The following is a 22,280-nucleotide window of genomic DNA, read 5'->3' as shown; positions in this document are numbered from 1 at the left end:
AACAGATTAAATATGACAAAAGTAATTACCATTTTAGTGTTAGCCTTGACTACAAGTATTGCATTTGCGCAAGATGCTCCAGAGACCACTCCATTACAATTACCCTTTTACAGGTATAGGGTATGATAAACTAAAAATAAAAGTCTTTGACAGGATCAATTACTTTACTTCAAACACAAAATAAAAAAGGGAATTTTACAAATAGAAACCGTAATCTAAATTTCAATATTCTTAAAGTAAAGATTTTTTTTGTAAATTTAGTTTTCCAACCACTAACAACCAACCCATTATGATACGAAAAGCTACTACTCAAGACTTAGATCAATTGACGAATCTCTTTGATCAATATGCTGTTTTCTATAAAAATCCATCCAATTACGAAAAGCACTATGCTTACCTAAAGGAACGATTAGAAAATAATGAAGCTACCATTTTTGTAGCTTCAGATGAAACGAATGAAGATAAACTTATCGGTTTTGCTCTAATTTATGTAACTTTTTCATCATTGGCACTCAATAGAATCCTGATTCTAAATGACTTATTTGTGGACTCTTCTGCCCGAAAAAAAGGAATAGGTGAAAAATTAATTTTACAGACTGTAGAATTAGCTAAAGAATTAGGCTCTCATGACATACGATTAAGAACTGCAAAAAACAACACTGTAGCTCAAGGATTATATCATAAAATGGGATTTGTAAGAGAGGATTTTTTATACAGCTACGACCTTACTGTAGACTAATTGTATAAAAATAAGAACCCTCCAGATAATATCCGTGAACATTAATTATGAAGATCAAAATAGCATATTTATAAAATCAAATCTTGCCAACTGTATTACTTTGGAACACTTGATTAATTAATTCGAATATTTTTTCCTTATCAAGAGGCTTAGTTATATAGCCCGAAAATCCTGCTTTCATGATACTTTCTTTCACTTCAGAGGAAGAATGTGCTGTTTGAGCAATTACAATTCGGTTTGGAGTATCTTGTTTTATTTTTTCAAAAGCTTCGTAACCATCTAGTACAGGCATTTTTATGTCCATAAAAATTAAATCAATATTAGGATTTGAAGCACTAATATCAACAACTTCTTGTCCATTTTTTGCTCTTAAAACAATATGCTTTTTCTTTTCCAATATGGTTTTTAACAACAAAAAATTAATATTATCATCTTCAGCTACTAAAATAGTTTTGCTCTCAGACTCATTGTATGCTATTTCAGGCACACTAAAGTTTTCCTCTTGAGTTGCTTCATCATAACGCAATGGAATTGTAAATTTAAATACTGATCCCCCTCCAAAAACGGATTCTACAGTGATTTCTCCACCAAGCATTTCTACATAGGCTTTAGAAATTGACAATCCCAAGCCTAAGCCGCTGAGCGAAATAGAGTAATCGTCCTCAACTCTTCTAAAGCGATCAAATATGACTTTTAAGTCTTTTTCACTGATTCCAATTCCCGTATCTTCAACTCTAAATTCCAAAAATTTATGATTTGGACAAATGCTGCAACCAAATGCAACATGCCCATTATCGGTAAATTTTATGGCATTGGTCAATAAATTAACAATGATTTGTTTCAACTTAATTTCGTCCGTCAAAACATCATTTGGGAGTTTGCAATTATTTCCCAACTGATAGAACTTTATGTTTTTGTCATCGGGTATCGTAACTTTTAGTGTATTGTATAACTCGTTTAAACACTTTTCTATATTCAATCCTTTAAATTTTGGCGCAATTTGTTTAGCGTCAATTTTGGACATTTCAATCAGATCTTCAATAATAGACACTAGACTTTTACCGCTGGTATTGATGATTTTTAAGTACTTTTTTTTGTAATCTTCACTTAATTTATCATCCATCAGTAAATCCGAAAAACCAATAATAGCATTCATGGGCGTTCTGATTTCATGCGATAAATTGGCCAAAAAAGTTGATTTGAGTTTATCACTTTCTTCGGCTTTTTCTTTTGATTTTTCCAATTGAAACCGATTCTTTCTATGATCTTCAAAAAGATTTCCAATATAACCGAATTCGCCCGGCTCTTTTTTCAAGAGACGAATCGAGATTTCACGATCGCTTTCCAAAATGGCAGTAACCAATCTCAAAGGTTTATAAATCCATTTTCTGGAATAATGAATTGCAGCAATAAGACTGATTAAAGTTACAATCACTATAATCAGCAGTAACTCTTTGGTTTTTTCAAAATTGAGATGCGAAGGCCTTTGAAACAATAATTTGGCCACAACCATATTATCAGCGTTCCTCAATTTTATTACAGAAGTTACCTTTTTATTACCAATGGTATCCATATTCACTTTATCTAAAAGCTGAATTTTGGAACTACAGATATCCTCTAAATTTTTAAAATATTTTTGATCTAATAAACGAGCCATAAACATATAACCAGATGGCTTCGTTTTTACCTTTTTAGGATCATTAGAAGGATGAATCGTTCCTCCTAATACTTCGACCACTCCTTCGGGAACCCTCATATAAAACCGAGAAAACTTGGTTTCATACAAATGCATCATTGCTTGTGGAGGAATAAAATCTTTGGATTTGAAATTAGGTTTTGAGGTATGCGCAATAAATTTTTTATTTATGTTATAAATCCCAATATAATCCACTTCGTAAGTCGGAAATTCATTTACTATATATCGATCAAACCAAGTAATATCTTTTGACTTAGTAAAACTGACCAAAGCATCCCAATAGGTGAGGTCGTTTATGGTGACAATTTGTGTTTTTGAATTAAAGTCAAACAAACGATTTACCTCCGTTCTGTACTGATCCGAATTAGATTTAAAAACATCTTCTTCTTGTTGAACAGTGTATAAATAAAGAGAGATAAACAGCAATAAAAATAGCGTGCAAATCCCTATGATCAGTAATACCAATTTAGAATAAGTCGTTAATTTTAATGCTAACTTCATTTAGTCACAGGGAATTAAATCATTTTTTTTTTGCAATATACTGTTTTATTTTACAACACAAAAAAATCCAACTCTTTGAAGAATTGGATTTTCTAGTTTGGCAAATTAATTCTTTGCATTGTATTTCCTTAAAAATTCTCGTGTTTTTAAACCCGATTCATTGAGATCCTCATCTTTCCAATTACCTTCGGAATTAGCTGTTTTTTTTAACATCGAACAGGTCTCAACCTTATCGGAAATTGACCAAGTTATCCAGCTCAATTTTTTCGCTTCCATCCAATCTACATATTCCTGCCATGCCACATAATCCATTGGCCCATCGCCAGTAGCTTCCATCCCAGCCGATTCGGAGATAAAAATTGGCAAACCGCTTTTTATGGCTTCATCAGTTTTGTCTCTAAGCTGTTTTTGATGTGTGGCTGCATAAAAATGCATGGTGTACATTAAATTATCGTATCCTATTATAGGATCTGCCGCCGGCAAATGAACATCCTGATCCCATTTTGGGCATCCTACCAAAATAATATTATCAGGATCGTTTGCTCTAATGACTTTTATTATTTCCTCAGAATAGGCTTTGACTTCTGGCCAGGTTTCGTAATCCGGCTCATTAAAAACCTCGTAGATGACATTTGGATATTTTCCGTATTTCTTGGAAATTTCATCAAAATATGCTGCCGCTTCTTTCAAGTTCACGTTATGACTGTGCCAATCTATGATTACATAAATATCCGATTTTATTGCTCCTTTAATAACGGCTTCAATTTTTTCTTTGGAAAATTCAGGCTCTTTTACATACGCATGCTGTCCACTTTCGATTCCCATTGCCGCACGGACAATATTGCAGTTGAAATCTTTTTTTAACCAGTCCACTGCCTTTTCATTATAAAATCGTGGCCACATACTATGCCAGCCAAAGCTTACCCCTCTCAAAACAATCGGGTTTTGGTTTTTATCCACCAGCTGTATTCCTTTTACACTAAGCTGTCCGTGCTTTTTAACGAATTGTGCGTTTGCTATGCTAAAGCTCAATATTAGCGAAAGCAAAATAATTTTATATTTGATATTCATTGCTAAATTAATTTAAGGAATTAGTCTTATTGTAATTACATCATGAGAAGCAAGATCGGCGGTGAAATTCTTTTTGGTCGTTCCGGCTTCTTTGTTTTTCCAAAGGTCTTTGATTTTAAAGACTGTTTTATTAAAATCGGCTTCAAAGCCAAAATCAACATCTTTGATTGGATTTTTCTTCCAATCGAAATTGATTTTTTTAGGAGCATCGGTTCTATTTAAAAATGTAACTGCCCAGTTTCCATCAGAAAGTGGTTTTACCCAAACTTCTAAACCCTCTTCAGCAGAAAGCTTGAATCCTTGGATTCCTAATTTATCCTGATTTACAGCAATAAGCTCTTTATTGGTTAGAATAGCCAAAGTTTCTTTGGACATTTTTCTGAAATCATTTCCGGCAATTAAAGGAGAAGCCATCATGCACCACATAGCAAAATGTGATTTATCTTCGGTATCATTCATCTCATTACCTACTTCCATCATATCAAAATCATTCCAATGATCAGGACCCGAAAATTTACGAATGTCTTTGCGCATTTCTACAATTTTCATGAATCCCCAGGAAGACCAGTTTTCAGGATGTTTATATTCACAATCAAAACAAGGATAAATATCTCCGGAAATTCTCCAAAGATTACCAATAGGTTTTCCCCAGTTCCATACTTGAGTATCACCCCATTCACAAAGACTGAAAACGATTGGTCTTCCTGCTTTTTTCAATGCATTACTCATTGTTCCATAAGCCTCCGGAGCATTGATTCCTGCAGTGTTACACCAGTCATACTTTAAAAAATCAATTTCTAATTTGGCATAGAAACGCGCATCTTGATATTCGCATCCACGAGTACCTGGATAGCCTGCGCACGTTTTTGTTCCTGCGCAATTATACAAACCAAACTTTAAACCTTTAGAATGAACATAATCGATTAAGGCTTTCATTCCACCTGGGAATTTTACGGGATCTGGAACTAAATCACCATTACTATCACGCTCCTTGGCCATCCAGCCATCATCCAAAACGATGTAATTGTAACCAGCAGCGGCCATTCCGGAAGAAACCATTATATCCGCAGTTTCTTTGACCATTTTTTCATCAATGTTTGTAGCAAAAGTATTCCAGGAATTCCAACCCATAGGTGGTGTCATGGCTAAGCCTTCGAATTTTCCTGTTTCTTGTTTATAGACATTTCCTTGTGAGAAACCTTGAAATGTCATACTGCCTAAAAGCAGGCTGAGAAGTAATTTTTTCATTTTGGATTGTGTTTATGTTTTTTCTTTTTGTTGTTGTTTTTTTTAAATGTTAGCACGCAGATTTTTTTAAAAACAAAATAATCTTGTTCTGCACTTTTTGCGTGAGGGATGGCAGTGGAGCTCTCCCGATTTTTCATCGGGAAGCGGGAACGTACAGCCCGACCCGGAGTTTTTACGAAGGGGCACGCCCAACTAACTTTTATTATTTTACTGCATTTATTTTTATTTCGGTTTTTTTGAGTCCGTTGCTGGTTGCGGTCAGCGTAATTTCGCCTGCTTCGCCAGTAGTTTGAATGATAACCTGAGCCAAGCCGTTAAATAATTTACGCTTATAATTTTCAGCTTTGGTGATTATTCGAATCGTTCCCGGGTTTTGATTGACCACATCCCATTTGTATTTTTTTAATAAAGGCTGGGCGATAATTGCAATGCTGTTTTTCCCTGAATGCAGGATTTTTTTGTCCAATACAAAGCTGTCTCCTTTTTTGTTTTCGGGAATTTCATTGCTGATTTTGTGTCCGTTGATAAAAATAGACTGCTTTTTGCCAAGACTGTTGTAGAAAAGACTGATTGCAGTTTCGTTATAATTCGCCGGCAATTCGAACTCCGTTCTGTAAACAATGGCTTTTACTTTTTTGCCAAAAATTGTATCTCGATCGTCTGTAAAGGCTTTTTGCCAAAACTCGGTTGCCAAATTTTCCTGAGTTTCTTCAGAAACATTGAAATCGGCTACTATTTTTTCTTTTAGATTTTCAATATTCAAAACCGTGTTGGTTTCCAAATATTTATCGGCTTCAAGTGAGGTTGGATTTCCGTTTCCAACACCGATAATTTTCCCTGGACCCGTGATTGAAAAAGTTACTTCGTTATCAGCAATTGGTACAGAAAGTCCCGATTTATCTTTGGCGCTGACCGTAATCATGGCGATATCATTTTTGACAAATTCTATAATATTTTTATCAGATGATAAATTTAGAACTGCGGCTACACCTGTAGTTTTCACTACATCAGTTATGATTTTCTTTCCGTTTTTGTACCCGATTGCCTCAAGTGTTCCCGGAGTATAATTGACATTCCATTCCAAATGTCCGTCTTTCTCCATTGTCTTTTTGCCTAAACTTTTCTTGTTTAAAAAAAGTTCCACTTCGTCACAATTGCTATACGCCCAAACTTCAATACTTTGATTCTCTTTTCCTGCCCAATTCCAGTGAGGCAAAAGATGCAGAACAGGTTCGTCTTGCCACCACGCTTTCAAGTACCAAGCCGTGTCTTTATAAAATCCGCATTGGTCTACCATTCCAAAATAAGAACCTGTGGAAGGATATTCGAAAGGAGTTGGCTCACCGCGATAATCAAATCCTGTCCAAATGAACATTCCTGACAGATACGGGCGAGAATTATAATGTTTCCAACCTTTTTCTATACTAATAAAACTGGAGCTTGGTGCTTTATCATAAGCCGGCATGATGTGTTTTTGATTGTCCCGATAATACTCGCCTCGAGTGGCATTCGTACTTCCTTCTTCGGTTCCCCAAATGGATTGATTTGGAAATAATTTGTGCTGTTTATCTGTATCTTTATTTACTATGTAATTGATTCCTAATAAATCCATAACAGTTGTGATTCCGTTACTGCCAATTCCGCCACTAAAAGCAGCAGTTGCTGGTCTGGAAGCGTCGATAGATTTTACATACGACTGCATGGAACTTGCGATTCTAGCGCCTACAATATCATTTTCAATTCCCCATTCTTCGTTTCCGATGCTCCAGCTTATAATGGAAGGATGGTTTCTATCGCGCTCAATCATTTTTTTTACATCGTCTAATTGTACCTGCGTGCTACCCATCATACGATGTTCGTCAATTACTAGCATTCCTAAACGGTCGCAAGCTTCAAGCAATTCAGGAGTTGGCACATTATGAGAACAGCGATAGGCATTGCTTCCAAAGGACTTTAAGGTTTTGATTCTAAAATCCTGCAAAGCATCCGGCATAGCCGATCCTACTCCTGCGTGATCCTGATGATTGTTTGTTCCTTTTATTTTGACATTTTTTCCGTTAAGAAAAAAACCTTCATTGGCATCAAAACGTATTGTTCGGATTCCGAAAGGAGTTTGATAAATATCCACTAATTTCTCCCCTTCATAAACCGAGGTAATCATTTTATACAAATATGGATTTTCAAGCGACCAAAGCGTAGGATTCTGCACTGTCAAATCGGTCGAAAAATCTTTGGTTTCTCTTGGATTTAAACTGCAGGAATTTATTGCTTTTTCGGAAACAGTTTTTCCTGTAGCGTCCAAAATAGTTTGGTTTATTTTGAATGATTTTGCTGTCTTCCCTTCATTTGCAAGTGTAACCAGCGTACTAATTTCGTTGGTAGTATCTTTTGTTTTTGTTTTTACAAAAGTGCCATTATCCGGTACATGAAGTTCATTCGTTTTATTAAGCCAAACGTGACGATAGATTCCTGCTCCTTCATAAAACCAACCTTCTTCCATAGTGGCATCAACTCGAACGGCTATTGTATTTTCACCTCCATAATTGATATAATCAGTAATATCATATTCAAACCCCAAATAACCGCTGTCCTGATTTCCTAAATAATGTCCGTTTACCCAAACAATGGAATTACGAAAAACACCATCGAATGCGATATGAATTCGGCGTCCTAAATCACTTTCTGGAATGGTTATTTTTTTGCGGTACCAACCGATACTTTTGTCTGGAAAATTTCGGCCAATTGCTTTGAATCCGTGGCTAAAACTAGCTTCTTTACTAAAACCTTGCTCTACCGCCCAATCATGAGGAACATCTAACTTTCGCCAAGATCGGTCATCAAACGAAGCATTGGCAGCGCCGTCACCAAAACCAGCTTTTGCCAAATAGGAAAAATAGGCTGTACCTGTATTATAGTCTTTCTTAGTATCTGACGGATGACCAAAAGCAAATTTCCAATCTTTGTCCAACGAAATATGTTCTCTAGGAGAAGTATTCGAAGCCGATTGTGAAAAAACAGTAACATTAAAAATAAAGGATAAAAGGAATATAAAAGAGATGGAACTGAAACTTTTCATTGAATGTTTTTTATTAAGAGAATCAATAGTTTAACCTACAAGTATAGTCAATAGACATTAAAGATAGTGATACTTTTTTTTCAAAATATAATTAAAAAACGGCAATAGGAAAGAATACAAATTCCCCTAAAAAAAATATCCCCTAATCGAAAAATTAGGGGATATCTTAAACTAACTCAATAAACAAAACCAAATTCTATTTTAATACAAAACCAATATTGTCGATATAGAATGTATTTTCAACTCCATCTCCTGCCGCATTTTTGGACATATTCTGGAATGTTATATTTTGTACATGATCTGCATTCCCTAACGCTGACCATGGAATAACGAAAGTTGTCCATGTTGTACCGATAGTTAATAATGGTGAAGTTTTGTCATCCCAATTTCCGTTAAAACAAAACTTAAGCGCTCCTGGATTATCAGCTCTTATTGCAACTCTGATGCCACTGTAATCTGCTATCTGATCATACCAAGACCAATCTCCCTGTATATTGCCCCAAGCTTCCATTTTCTTTTTGATATGAATTAATCCTTGCTCAGACCCAGCTGATTCATAGGTATGATTATTCCAAGCCGGAAAAGTAAAACCATAATAAGCTACATCATCATAAATTGCAGTTCCAACAGCATAAGCAGAGGTTGCAGTCCCTGAAATATTGGTTACCGAAATATATTTTTTGTCTGAACCAGCAGGTAACTTCACTTTAATTTCAGTTAAAGTAGAAGAAATTACAGGTACAGTCTCAGTCCCAACTTTAACAATCGGATCCAAAAAATAATTTCCATAAATTGTGATAACATCACCTTCTGTCGCATTAATTGGATTGAAACTTCCAAAAGTTGGTGACGGAGGTGAAATCACAAAATCGTAAACTATTGTTCCTAATTTTGTAACAACTTTTAATTTATTACTTGCATCTGCATAAGGAGTTTTTTCATCAATTAATACAAATATTTCAGTATCTGTAACTAGTACAGGATTAAAATAAGTATCAAAATCATTAAAGTAAATTTTTTCGACAGTCGTAAATCCAGAACCTCTAATGATATAGTAATTTTTTGGATCTCCTTGTGTAACCGGAACTAAATCTCCTTCTTCGGCTTTGGCCACACTAGTAATTGTTAACGTCCCTGAACCTGAATCGGAACTATCGTCACTACAGGAAGAGAAAACACCCAGTACCAAAAGGGCCATTGAAACAATGGACAACAGGTATTTTATTTTTATATTTTTCATAATATCAATTTTAAAGAATTATTTAAAGGTATATGGAACTGGTGCATCCAATAATTTTGGATTCTTTGCCACCTCATTATCTGGATAGTCCATATAAAAATCATTTGTTGCATGATCCTCGCTATATACTGGAGTATAGTAACGTGCTCCGTATCTGTCTCCTCTATTTTGAGCTGACATAATTGCGATTGCTTTTGCTTTATCGATACGTCCTAAATCGAACCAATAGTCACCTTCAAAACACAATTCTTTTCTTCTTTCAAGAAAAATATTATCAAAAGTTACATTTGTCAAATTGCTTAATCCAGCTCTTCTTCTAACAGCGTTGATCGACTTCAAAGCTCCTGCATCAGAAGTACTTCCTCCACCTGCCAAAACTGCTTCGGCATGAATTAATAATAACTCGGCATAACGCATCACGTATGTATTGTTATCCATCATTGCCCAACCATCGGCTGGACCTGTAGCAGCACCATTTACAACACCAATACAATATTTTTTGATTGCCCCGCCTGATCCTTGTGCTAAATCCTTATCCGCAGGAACCGTAAAGCCAATTCCTTCTGTTGTTTTCATGTTTGGATAAGTATCACCTGCAACCATGATTGTTTCATGTTTCCTTTTATCATCAACACTATACAGAGTAAAAATTTCTTGACCAGGTCCAAAAACACCTGCATATGAAGCATTTGAAGTTGATAAATCTCCATCTTTAAACCCAAATTGTGTATTACAGTTATTAGCAGAACCATAAGAACCATCGCCTTTCCATTGAATAGCAAAAATAGATTCTTCGTTATTATTGTTTGCATAAGTAAACAAGTCGGCAAAACTTTTTGCAGGCAATTCATCACCACCTAACAACTTAAATTCACCACTATTGATAACGTCCTCAGCCATAGCTCTGGCATTTGCATAATCTTTTTTATACAAATAGACTTTGGCTAACATTGCTTTTGCAGAACCTTTGGATACGTGACCATTACTTGCATAATTGGCTCCTCTGTTTTTTGCAACCAATAAATCAATAGCTTTTAAGTAATCGCTAGTTATTAATTTATATATATCATCAACTGTATTAGTATTTACATAAGGATTACTGGTGAAATCTAAAGGATTTTCAATAATAGGCACCGGTCCCCAAAGTCTTACTAAATCAAAATAAGCAGTAGCTCTCATAAAGTAAGCCTCACCAATAGCATTGTCCAACACATTTTTATCTACATCTGGCCCAACTCTGCTTGCCAAAAAGTTGATAATCATATTGGATTGTTGCACATTGGCCCATAATGCAGACCAACCGTTTACCAACTCTGGATCACTTCCGTTCAAAGAAAAAGTTCTCAATCCACTAACATCGGGCGAACCTGAATACATGTTTCCTGAACCCACTTCGATAGCCCACCAAAATTTGTTATACATCTGAAACCAAGTTCTGCTGTACATCCCATTGGTTGCCGAACTTACTTGATCATTTGTGCTGTAATAAGAGTCCAAACTTATCCCATCTTCTGCAGGTCTATTTGTGAAATCTTCCTGACACGAACCTAACACAAGGAACGTTACCGCTACGAGCAGTAAACTATATCTATTTAAAAATAATTTCTTTTTCATTTTATCTTTTTTTAAAATTCTACGTTAAGTCCAATTGTAAATGTTCTGGCTACTGGGTATCTTCCATTATCAATTCCTGACAAAAGTACATTCTGATTAAATGAACCAATCTCTGGATCGTAACCTGAATAATCAGTAAACGTAAGCAAGTTTTGAGCTGTACCGTATAATCTTAATCTTGTTATACTATATTTAGAAATAACATCCGAAGGCAAAGAATATCCAAGTGTAACGTTTTGAATTCTGATATAAGAACCATCTTCAACAAAACGATCCGAAATCAATAAGTTATTATTTGCTGTATCTGCAATAGGTCTTGGGTTATTACTTGCTGTATTAGTATCTGAATAATAATCCAAAGCATCTACAAGTTGGTTATCATATAAAGATGCATTTGTTGTTCCAGCTCTTTTGGTCAAATTCATAACATCATTACCGTAAGATCCTTGCAAGAATATAGAACAATCAAAGTTTTTGTATTTGAAATTATTTGTAAATCCAAAAGTCAAATCTGGGTGAGGATTTCCAATAAATGTTTTATCATTGGCATCTATTTTGCCGTCCTCATTAACATCTTTGTATTTTACATCTCCTAAAGCAGTTTCTCCCGCTCCTACTCCAACTGGCTGACCAAACTGAATTGGAGCACTGTTTAAAGTTGCCTGATCTTTAAATATTCCTTCGGTAACGTAACCATAGAACATACCGATAGGGTTATTAACCGTTGTATTGGTAACTACTACTGGTTGGTATCCGTTAGTATTAACTTCTTGCGTTAAAATAATTCCGTTTGCAATTTCATCTAAATTATTTTTGTAATGTGACACAACCAAAGAAATATCCTAAAGAGTAGCCTTTAGCACTAATTTTATCTTGTTGTTCTGCAAAAGCTATATCTGGCAAATACGAATTATAAAATACTAAACTTCCCCAATACCCTATCAATCCGAAAAAATAAAAAGCAAGTCCTATATAAATACTTTCCAGATTAAACCAATACAATCCCATACAGGACAACGCTCCTAGATAGCAGAAAAATTTTAGAAACGATTTTTTATTTCCAACATAATCAGCAATTCCCGATAATAGAGGAGAAATAAAACAAATAACTAAAAAGGCAGCTGCGGTAATAAAACTAATTAAAGCCGAGTTTTTTAAATGAAGCCCAAAAACATCAATGTAATGATCGCGATCTGAAAATAAAGCTTCATAAAATATTGGAAATATAGCCGATGCAATTGTAAGAGTATAAACTGAATTTGCCCAATCGTAAAATGCCCATGCGTTTAATAACTTTTTGCTTCCTTTTGCTAAATCTGCCATGTCTCTATCTTTTTTTAATTGCGAATTTATTTATTTTTTAATTGGAATAACCAAAAATAGGACTTTTTCATATATTAATTTTTCAATAATAAATTATTACTATTATTGTTTTCAACATGAATCAAAAAAAAAAGCTATTCTTAAAAAAGAATAGCCTAAATAGTTCTAAAAAAATATTTAACACACTTGATGATTACTTATGAGAAACATTAACTTTTGCTGCTATTGCTTTTGCCTCAGGAATCCAAGCTTTTAAATTAGCCATTCTTGAAATATCAGATGGGTGTGTACTTAGAAATTCTGGTTGTGATTGTCCTCCTGATTGAGAGGACATTCTTTGCCAAAAAACAATAGCTTCATCCGGATTGTAACCTGCAATAGCCATTAGAGTAAGCCCTATTTTGTCTGCTTCGTTTTCATGACTTCTACTAAATGGAAGCATGACTCCTACTTGCGAACCAAGACCATAGTATTGTTGCCACATTTGCTGTTTTTCTGCACTTTGTTGACCTGTAGCTACGGCTACTCCAACTGCACCTAATTCTTGCAGTTGAGATGTACTCATTCTTTGCGCACCATGATTTGCCAATGCATGAGAAACCTCATGCCCCAATACTGTAGCTAAACCGGCTTCATCTTTAGTTACAGGTAGAATTCCTGAATAAACAACAATCTTTCCGCCTGGCATACACCAAGCATTAACTTCTTTATTCTCTACTAATTTATATTCCCATTGATACCCGTTCAAATAATTGGATTGACCTAAATAGGCTAAATATATTTCGGCAGCTCTTTTAATCTTTTGTCCAACTAGTTCTACTCTTTTTGCATCCGCAGTTCCAGATATTATTTTGTTCTCCTTCAAAAAAGTTCCATATTGTTGAAAAGAGGATGGGAATAATTCACTGTTGGAAACAAAATTTAGTTCTTTCTTCCCTGTGATAGGATTTGTGGCACAAGAGTAAAATAAACTAATTACACCTACTCCTATTAATAAATATTTTTTCATGATATTACTTTTAAATATATTTACAAAAATGCAACTTTTACTAGTTCTATTTTTTATATAATTAAACTCAAAAGTATCAACTTTCCTATTACTAATTATAAGACAAATACAACAATCTCATAAAAGTAAATTTTGACTTTTATGAGATTATTATATTAATTAAAATCTATGATATTTTAAAAACAATCACACTTAGTGGCGGAAGTAACAGCGCGGTAGAATATTCTTTACCATCATAAGGATTGGTTTCTATCGACAATTTTTTACTGTTTTTTACCCCACTGCCACCAAAATTGGAATCGTCACTATTAAAAATTTCTGTAAGTTTTCCTGTTTTTGGTAAACCAATTCGATAATTCTCACGCACTACTTGAGTGAAATTGAGAACAACTATTAAATCATCTTTCGGATCATTTCCTTTTCGAATAAAAGACATCACCGCATTTTCATGATCTGAATAATTAATCCATTCAAAGCCTTCAGGACTAAACTGTTTTTCATGTAAAGCAGGCTCTGTTTTGTATAATTTATTGAGTTGGGTGATTGTCTTTTTTATTCCATTATGAAAAGGATACTGTAATAAATGCCAATCTAAGCTAGTTTGAAAATTCCATTCGTTGCTTTGACCAAATTCCGATCCCATAAACAATAATTTGGTTCCTGGATGTGTAAACATATAACCATAAAGCAATCTTAGATTTGCAAATTTTTGCCATTCGTCTCCAGGCATTCTTCCTGCGATAGATTTTTTTCCGTAAACTACTTCATCATGTGAAAGTGGTAACATAAAATTTTCCGTATAAGTATAGGTCATAGAAAAAGTCAAATCATTTTGATGGTATTTTCTATAAACTGTTTCTTTTTGAAAATATTCTAATGTATCATGCATCCAGCCCATCATCCATTTCATTCCAAACCCCAATCCACCGGCAAATGTAGGTCTGGAAACCATTGGAAACGAGGTGCTTTCTTCGGCGATTGTTTGTACACCCTCATAATTGGCATAAACGGCTTCATTAAAATCTTTTAAGAAGCTAATGGTGTCCAAATTTTCTCTTCCGCCATAAATATTTGGTTCCCACTCCCCTTCTTCTCTGGAATAATCCAGATAGAGCATTGAAGCAACCGCATCTACACGCAATCCGTCAATATGATAATGGTGTAACCAAAACAGTGCATTACTGATTAAAAAGGAACGGACTTCATTTCGTCCATAATTAAAAACTAAGCTTTTCCAATCAGGATGATATCCTTTTCTACGATCTGGATGTTCAAATAAATTGGATCCATCAAAAAATCCTAATCCATGAGCATCTTCCGGAAAATGCGAAGGAACCCAATCAAGAATAACTCCAATACCCGCCTGATGCAGTTTATCTACCAATACCATAAAATCCTGCGGGTTTCCAAAACGAGATGTTGGAGCAAAATAGCCAACTAACTGATAGCCCCACGATGGATCATAAGGATATTCCATAATAGGCATGAATTCTACATGCGTGAAACCAGTTTCTTTTACATATTTCACCAAATCTTCGGCATATTCCAGATAGGTCAAAAAACGATTTTCGTCTCCATGCCTTTTCCATGAACCTAAATGAACTTCATAAACCGAATATGGTTTGTCTAAATCATTATGTTCTTTACGGGTTTGCATCCATTTTTTGTCTTTCCACTTGTAGTCAAGATCCCAAATTACAGAAGCTGTATGTGGCGGTTTTTCGCAATAAAAAGCAAATGGATCTGCTTTTTCGGTAATAATTCCACCGTTATTGGATTGTATTTTATATTTATAAGTCGTTCCTTTTTCAATTCCGGGAATAAAACCTTCCCAAATACCGGATGAATCCCAGCGCACCTGTAATGAATGTTCTCCTTGAATCCAGTAATTGAAATCGCCTACAACTGAAACCGTTCTTGCCGATGGCGCCCATACGGCAAAATAAACGCCTTTTACACCGTCAACTTCTATAAGATGCGCTCCTAATTTTTCGTAAAGTCTAAAATGTTTACCAGCTTTGAATAAATCAATGTCAAAATCTGTAAAAAGCGAATAGGTTTGTACTTTGTTCATTTTTGTATTTTATTTTCTTGTGAAATTGTAATCAATTATCATTATTAAACTTTATTAAATTCCATTATACTGGCAATTCCAGTCAACGGAATTACAGACCATCTCGGTCGGGAATTCAATTCATATCCCAATTCGTAAACTGCTTTTTCCAAAAGACAGTATTTCAATAAAAAATCAATTTCTTTTTGATATCCAATATTCAGATTACCGGCTTGAGCCACTTCGATATAGGTATTCAGAAAAACACCTACAAAATATTTGTATAAAATTTCTCCCGCCTTAAAAAGTTCTTCCTGCTCGTATGGATATTTATCATTACTGTTGAAGATGGTCGCATAAATGGCATAATGAAAAGAACGGAACATTCCAGCAACGTCTTTTAATGGCGGCTGTTTTACTTTTCGGTCACGAATAGTACTTTCTGGTTCTCCTTCAAAGTCAAGAATGTAAAAATCATCACCATTGACCAAAACTTGTCCCAAGTGATAATCGCCATGAATACGAATGCGTTCTGATTTCATTTGTGTCCAGTCAAAATCAAGGAATGCTTTTCTAATTTCTTTTTTATGATCCAAAAATTGATTGGCAAGTTCTAATGCTAAACCATCCAATTTATGCAAATTGTTTTCTAAAATATTCAATCGGTTTTGAAACTGATACGTTAATCTGTTTTTTAACCAAACAGAATAATCTCCATTATAAGTAAGCGGCGTAAATGCTGTTTCATGAATATCACTGCCCAACGCAATATGCATTTCGGCAGTTCTTGTTGCTAAGGTTTGGATTTTTAGGAAAATACTTAATCCAGCCCAATCAATTATTTCATGGGGAACATCATTTAATTTTAATCTTTTGAATAAATCTATATCCGGAAGTTTGCTTATTGAAATTTTCTTAGTATTCAAATTATCAAAAATTCGATCTACTTCTTCCAGCATATATTTCCAGGCATCTCCTTGATTGGGAACTAATTCCTGCATCAATCCGAGTGTAATATTTCCATCAGAAGATACAATACTAATGCTTCCTGTATAGGCAGGCGAATGTTTAAAATTCATTCTTTCAGTAAGAAAACGGCTTATTTCATAATCAGGATTCATGCTGATGTAAATCCTCCTGAAAATTTTTAGAACTAAATTATCATTGAATATTATGGACGTATTACTTTGTTCCACTCCCATAAAATGAGATGAAATATATTCTTTTGCATGCAACGCTTTTCCCTTATGGTATTTTACTTTTGACTCTTCATTTTTTTTGGAATGAATTATTTTATCAAAAAGCAATTTTCTGAAATCCTCCTGATGCAAAGCGTCAACAAGATAGCCCTCCTGTTCATTCATTACAACTGGTGCAATAACCGTATTTGTATCCAAATCTTCTTCGGACATAAAAGCCAAAGGCATAAAATAATGCTGATAAAAGGCTTCTTTAAAATTTACTTCTAATAAAACGCCGTAATAGGTATTCTCACTTGAATTGATTTTGAAAAAATGTACAATTTCAATATATTTTAGGGTACTGGCTTTACCACCATACCATCTTTTATTGATAATATAATTTTCTAAAATGTCGGAGGCAAAAATTTTAACAAAACTTTCGTCTTCAAAAGCATCACTCCAATTGGTATGAAATACAAATGGATTTTGATATTCGGCTTCGTTAATTTTTTCAGCCATCATTTATGGATTTTAAAAAGATGAAAAGGCAATTCTGAAGGAAGTTCTACATAATTCCATTCATTATTCCATGAATAGAAGTTTCCGGTAATCAAATCGGTAATCTGAATGTTATGCGTTCCAATTTTATCAACAGGCAGTTTAATCATAGCTTTGCCTGTATGGTGTGAATCCAAGTTAACTATCATCAAAGTTTCGTCCTGCTTATCATCATCAAATTTATAATAAGCGATTACTTGCTCATTATTGGTCTCACAAAAAACAATATTATTGGTTTGTTGCAACGAAATTTGCTCTTTTCTAATGGTATTGATTTTTGTAATTAAAGTGGTAAGCTTGTTTTGAATAGTCCAATCCCATTTGTAGTATTGGTATTTTTCAGAATCTAAATATTCTTCTTTATCTGGAGCCATTGGAGTACTGATCATGTATTCAAAAACGGGACCGTAAATTCCAACATTAGAACTTAGCGTTGCTGCCAAAAAATATTTTTGCAAATGCACAGATTCATTTCCATTTTGCAAAGCAAAAGGATTAATGTCTGGAGTATTGGGCCAAAAATTAGGTCTATAAAATTCTTTTTGTTCCGTTTGGGTTAACTCTTCCACATATTCTGTTAATTCTTTTTTAGAATTTCTCCATGTAAAATAAGTGTACGATTGACTGAAACCTTGTTTGGCCAATTCGTTCATGATTTTTGGACGTGTAAAAGCTTCTGCCAAAAACAAAACATCGGGATGCTTCTTTTTGATTTCAGCAATTAACCAACCCCAGAAATAAAAGGGTTTTGTATGCGGATTATCAACTCTGAAAATTTGAATATCGCATTCCTCAATCCAAAATAAAGCGACATCCAATAATTCTTTCCAAAGATTTTTCCAATCTAAACTTTCAAAATAAATAGGCTGAATGTCTTGGTATTTTTTTGGTGGATTTTCAGCATATTGAACCGTTCCGTCGGGTCTCCATTTAAACCATTGCGGAAAATCTTTCACATACGGATGATCTGGTGCAGCCTGCAGGGCATAATCCATTGCAACTTCAATTCCTAAATGTTTTGCTTTTTGTACCAGTTCTTTAAAGTCTTCAATAGATCCTAATTCGGGATGAATTGATTTGTGTCCACCGTGATGGGAACCAATTCCCCATGGTGAACCAACATCACCATATTCGGCATTTGTTGCATTGTTTTTACCTTTTCTGTTTACTTCACCAATTGGATGAATCGGAGGGAAATAAAGTGTATCAAATCCCATTTCTGCAACACGAGGCAATAGTCTTTCGCAGTCTTTAAAAGTACCATGTTTTCCATCTTCTTCTGATGCAGAACGAGGAAAAAATTCATACCAAGTACTAAAGAGCGCTTTTTTTCGATCTACATATATTTCTAAATCAATCGATTTATTTTCTAAAAATCGGATTGGGTATTTTTTAAAAATTCGAAAAAGTTCTTCCGATTTTGTTTCTCTAACAGCATTGTCATATTCGGATTCTGTAGTGAAATAATAAACTAACCGATTAAGATATTCATTATCTGAAGCATCAACCAAATTGAGAATAGCACGAACATATTCAGCGCCTTCCAGCAACTCAGATTTCACATATTGATTGTCATTGATTTTTCGTTCCGTACCATGCTGCCAGTTTAATGCATAATCTACCCAGCCTTCTACGAAATAGGTATATTTTCCTTGTTTTTCAACATGAAATTCAGCAGACCATTCATCATTTTGAATATGTACCATTCGAACTTCCTGCCAATTATCTTCAGACTCGTGTTTGAATTTTACACAACTTTCTACAACATCATGTCCATCTGAAAAAACTTCGGCAGTGACAATCACTTTTTGACCAACTATTCTTTTAATGGCGAAACTTCCGCTGTTGAGCTGCGGCAAAACATTTTCTATAATTATACGGGTTTGATTCTGCATAGTAGTAGTTAAATTGATCATGTAATTTAGTAAATATTGAATATTTATAGAAACTATTTTTAAAAAATACAGATATTCTATTAATTTGGTTTGCTAAGCTTAATTTTTTATGAATTATAAATCAAATTGCATGAATAACTTCTTTTTCTTTCGTGTTATTGATTGTGTCGCCTGTAAATACTAGTTACACCAAATCGAAGTGCAATAAGTTGTACTATCTATTTGGTGTAATTAGTCTTCTTTTAGAAATATCTTGGCAGATAATTCTAGGTAAATATTTATTTTATGATAAAATTATTTGGGATTATAGCTCCTTTTCGTATCACAACTATACCTTCTTTGACACAATATAACTCATTTGATGTGTCAGCTAAATGCTTCCCGCCTTTTACATACACATCGTTTCCAATTCTACAGTTTTTATCAACAATGGCATTATCAATAAAACATCTTTCTCCTATACCTATTAGTGGTATTCCATTTTTATTATCGTCATTGATATCATCAATATTTTGGTAGAAATCATTACCCATTACATAGCAATGCTGAATTACAGTGTCCTCTCCTATTCGCGATCTGTTTCCAATAACCGATTTTGTAATTGCTTTGGCATGAATAATGCAGCCTTCAGAAATTAAGGATCTCTCTACCATTGTTTTGTGAAACTTAGAAGGTGATAATAAACGAGGTCTGGTATAGATTTTATTATCGTTATCAAATAAATTGAATTGTGGTATATCATCGGTCAAGCCAATATTGGCCTCAAAAAAGGAATCAATATTACCTATATCTGTCCAATAACCTTCATACTGATAACTCAATAATTTTTTATTCCCAACGGCTTGTGGTATGATTTCTTTTCCAAAATCCTTTGTTTCTGGATTAGACATCAATTCGATTAATAATTTTCTGTTGAAAATATAGATACCCATTGAGGCCAAATAATGTTTTCCTTGGCTTTTCATTTCATCACTCACCTCTGATTTCCAATCGGGTAATAACTCCTTAGCAGGTTTTTCTATAAAACAATCAATACAACTTTCTGAATTTGTTTTCAATATCCCAAATTCAGGAGCGTCTTTATCATTTACAGGCAAAGTAGCAATAGTAATATCGGCTTCTGCATCAATATGAGCTTCAAGCATTGCATTAAAATCCATTTGGTACAATTGATCCCCCGAAAGAATTAATGCATAATCAAATTCATGGTTCAAAAAGTGCGGCATGCATTGTCTAACTGCATCTGCTGTTCCTTGAAACCAAGTTGGATTATCTGGTGTTTGCTCGGCGGCTAAAATATCTACAAATGACTGACTGAAAATACTGAAATTATAGGTGTTCTTTATATGGGCATTCAAAGATGCTGAATTGAATTGTGTCAAAACAAACATTTTGTATATATCAGAATTCATACAATTTGAAATTGGTATATCAACCAATCTATATTTCCCTCCTATTGGAACTGCTGGTTTTGACCTTCTCGCCGTTAAGGGATATAATCTTGAACCTTGACCGCCACCTAAGATAATAGCGATAACTTTTTTTCTTTTAGCTTTCATATTTCTTTGCTATAATTAAATTGTATAATTCTAAATATTCTTGGCTAACGTTCTTCCAAGAATGGTCTTCACTCATTCCTTTTATTCTTATTTGTTTAATGTTTTCTTTATTTTTAAACAAATCAACTGCCCTTTGAATGGAATCACAAACATCCTCTACCGAAGCCTCGTCATGACAAATTCCATTTCCGTTATCTTCATAATCAATAATTGTGTCTTTTAGTCCTCCTGTTCTTCTTACTATTGGTATTGTCCCATAACGCAATGCATACATCTGATTTAAACCACAAGGTTCTGTTCTTGATGGAATTAAAATAAAATCAGAACTTGCATAAACTTTATGAGCTAATTCTTCATTGTAACCAATGTATACATTGTATTTTCCATTATAAACAGAAAGTAATTGCGTAAGTTGGTTTTCTATTTCGACATCTCCGTATCCTAAAATTAAGATATTGATTTCATTTTCAAATGTTGTCAAAGCTGATGTTACTACCTTTGGAAGTAAATCGGCTCCTTTTTCATTATATAATCTGCCAATAAAACTAAATAGTGGCTTTGTTGGATTCATATTAAAAAGCGCACATAATTGTTCTTTGTTTCTTTGTTTTCCTTCGACAAAATTTTCTATCGAATAATGGATTTCTACCATTGGATCACTATTTGGATTCCAAACATCAACATCGATTCCATTTAGAATCCCTCTTGACTTATGTCGAACCCTCTGAAATAATGTCTCAAGGCCATTATCTGAATGATTGATTTCATTGAGATAACTTGGTGAAACAGTTGTAACTTCATCAGCACATTTTATAGCTGTTGCCAAGGAATTGATACAGTTTCCCCATTCTAATTCTTTTATGTTAATCAAATTAAATTCAGGTAAATAATATAATTTATTAAATGTAAATATTCCTTGATACAATCCATTGTGAATAGTAATGAGCGTAGGTATATTTTTTAGTTTATCATATTTTGGACAATACTTTTTCATAAAAGGGATTAACCCTGTATGATGATCATGACAATGAATAATATCTGGAATTGAACTTCGTCCTAAAATCCAGTCTAATGTTGCAATTTGAAACGATAAAAATCGTTCGATATCATCTCTGTAATTATAAATATTGGGACGGTCAAAAAGTTCCGGTATTTCTATTAAATAAAGCTCAAATCCTAACTTATTTGATGTTTCTTTCAATACACTAAAAGGAAAATTAAAGTTACCCAGTTTTAATTTTCCCCAATGAACACATTCAAAATCATTCTCTGATCGAAATGCTGTTTGATAACAAGGAATGACGACACGAACCTTATTTTCTTCACTGGACTGGTATTTTGGCAATGATCCAATTACATCGGCTAAACCACCCACTTTTGCAACTGGGTAACATTCTGCTCCAATGTGAAATATTTCCATGAATTCCCTTTTATTTTTGTTTGATGATGATCCATCCAGACCTCTCAATTCTTTACAAAATTTAAAAAATTAATACTTTTATAGTGTGAAATAAAAT

At 34.1% G+C, this 22,280-nt stretch carries 14 protein-coding genes and 1 pseudogene; 1 reads left to right on the top strand and 14 read right to left on the bottom strand.

The window, feature by feature from the left end:
• The first annotated feature begins 289 nt into the window (after window positions 1-289).
• A complete protein-coding gene (locus B0E44_RS14700) occupies window positions 290-739 on the top strand; it encodes a GNAT family N-acetyltransferase (RefSeq protein WP_165688814.1) in 450 nt (149 codons plus the stop codon).
• Between the two features lie 76 nt (window positions 740-815).
• On the opposite strand, the gene B0E44_RS14695 is transcribed toward B0E44_RS14700, so the two are convergent.
• The 14 genes and pseudogenes from B0E44_RS14695 to B0E44_RS14630 all read right to left on the bottom strand — a co-directional run bounded on the left by B0E44_RS14695 (window position 816) and on the right by B0E44_RS14630 (window position 22,183).
• On the bottom strand, window positions 816-2,936 hold the full coding sequence (locus B0E44_RS14695) for an ATP-binding protein (RefSeq protein ID WP_077376815.1): 2,121 nt from the start codon (window positions 2,934-2,936) through the stop codon (window positions 816-818).
• A 105-nt stretch (window positions 2,937-3,041) separates the two neighbouring features.
• A complete protein-coding gene (locus B0E44_RS14690) occupies window positions 3,042-4,007 on the bottom strand; it encodes a glycoside hydrolase family 5 protein (protein WP_077376812.1) in 966 nt (321 codons plus the stop codon).
• Window positions 4,008-4,019: 12 nt separating this feature from the next.
• Window positions 4,020-5,255, bottom strand: a complete 1,236-nt coding sequence (locus B0E44_RS14685) for a glycoside hydrolase family 27 protein (protein ID WP_077376809.1) — start codon at window positions 5,253-5,255, stop codon at window positions 4,020-4,022.
• A gap of 202 nt (window positions 5,256-5,457) precedes the next feature.
• Window positions 5,458-8,331, bottom strand: a complete 2,874-nt coding sequence (galA, locus tag B0E44_RS14680; RefSeq protein WP_077376806.1) for a beta-galactosidase GalA — start codon at window positions 8,329-8,331, stop codon at window positions 5,458-5,460.
• 196 nt (window positions 8,332-8,527) lie between these two features.
• Window positions 8,528-9,571, bottom strand: a complete 1,044-nt coding sequence (locus tag B0E44_RS14675; RefSeq protein ID WP_077376802.1) for an IPT/TIG domain-containing protein — start codon at window positions 9,569-9,571, stop codon at window positions 8,528-8,530.
• Between the two features lie 18 nt (window positions 9,572-9,589).
• Window positions 9,590-11,185 (bottom strand): RagB/SusD family nutrient uptake outer membrane protein, encoded by a 1,596-nt coding sequence (locus tag B0E44_RS14670; protein ID WP_077376799.1) that lies wholly within the window; start codon window positions 11,183-11,185, stop codon window positions 9,590-9,592.
• An 11-nt stretch (window positions 11,186-11,196) separates the two neighbouring features.
• Window positions 11,197-12,012 carry a hypothetical protein gene (locus B0E44_RS14665; RefSeq protein ID WP_254423305.1) on the bottom strand — a complete coding sequence of 272 codons (816 nt, stop codon included), beginning with the start codon at window positions 12,010-12,012 and terminating at the stop codon, window positions 11,197-11,199.
• Window positions 12,002-12,508: pseudogene (locus B0E44_RS14660) on the bottom strand (MFS transporter); the annotation flags it as partial. The gene B0E44_RS14665 and the pseudogene B0E44_RS14660, both read right to left, overlap by 11 nt.
• Before the next feature lie 193 nt (window positions 12,509-12,701).
• Window positions 12,702-13,517, bottom strand: coding sequence for a M48 family metallopeptidase (locus B0E44_RS14655; RefSeq protein WP_077376796.1), 816 nt, complete (start codon window positions 13,515-13,517; stop codon window positions 12,702-12,704).
• Window positions 13,518-13,683: 166 nt separating this feature from the next.
• Window positions 13,684-15,591: a 1,4-alpha-glucan branching protein GlgB gene (gene glgB / locus B0E44_RS14650; RefSeq protein WP_077376793.1), complete on the bottom strand. Its 1,908-nt coding sequence runs from the start codon at window positions 15,589-15,591 to the stop codon at window positions 13,684-13,686.
• Window positions 15,592-15,635: 44 nt separating this feature from the next.
• Entirely contained in the window at window positions 15,636-17,273 is a 1,638-nt protein-coding gene (locus B0E44_RS14645; protein WP_254423304.1) for a trehalose synthase, read from the bottom strand.
• Window positions 17,270-19,204: an alpha-1,4-glucan--maltose-1-phosphate maltosyltransferase gene (locus B0E44_RS14640; protein WP_077376821.1), complete on the bottom strand. Its 1,935-nt coding sequence runs from the start codon at window positions 19,202-19,204 to the stop codon at window positions 17,270-17,272. Before B0E44_RS14640 ends, B0E44_RS14645 begins: the two co-directional genes overlap by 4 nt.
• Before the next feature lie 278 nt (window positions 19,205-19,482).
• Window positions 19,483-20,763 (bottom strand): glucose-1-phosphate adenylyltransferase, encoded by a 1,281-nt coding sequence (locus tag B0E44_RS14635; protein ID WP_077376790.1) that lies wholly within the window; start codon window positions 20,761-20,763, stop codon window positions 19,483-19,485.
• Window positions 20,753-22,183: a glycogen synthase gene (locus B0E44_RS14630; protein ID WP_077376787.1), complete on the bottom strand. Its 1,431-nt coding sequence runs from the start codon at window positions 22,181-22,183 to the stop codon at window positions 20,753-20,755. The genes B0E44_RS14635 and B0E44_RS14630 overlap by 11 nt, the downstream gene beginning before the upstream one ends.
• Window positions 22,184-22,280 lie beyond the last annotated feature (97 nt).

This window comes from Flavobacterium sp. A45 (assembly GCF_002001005.1).
Classification (GTDB): domain Bacteria; phylum Bacteroidota; class Bacteroidia; order Flavobacteriales; family Flavobacteriaceae; genus Flavobacterium.
The sequence above is the reverse complement of the archived record's forward strand: the minus strand, read 5'-3'. Positions and strand labels throughout refer to the sequence as shown.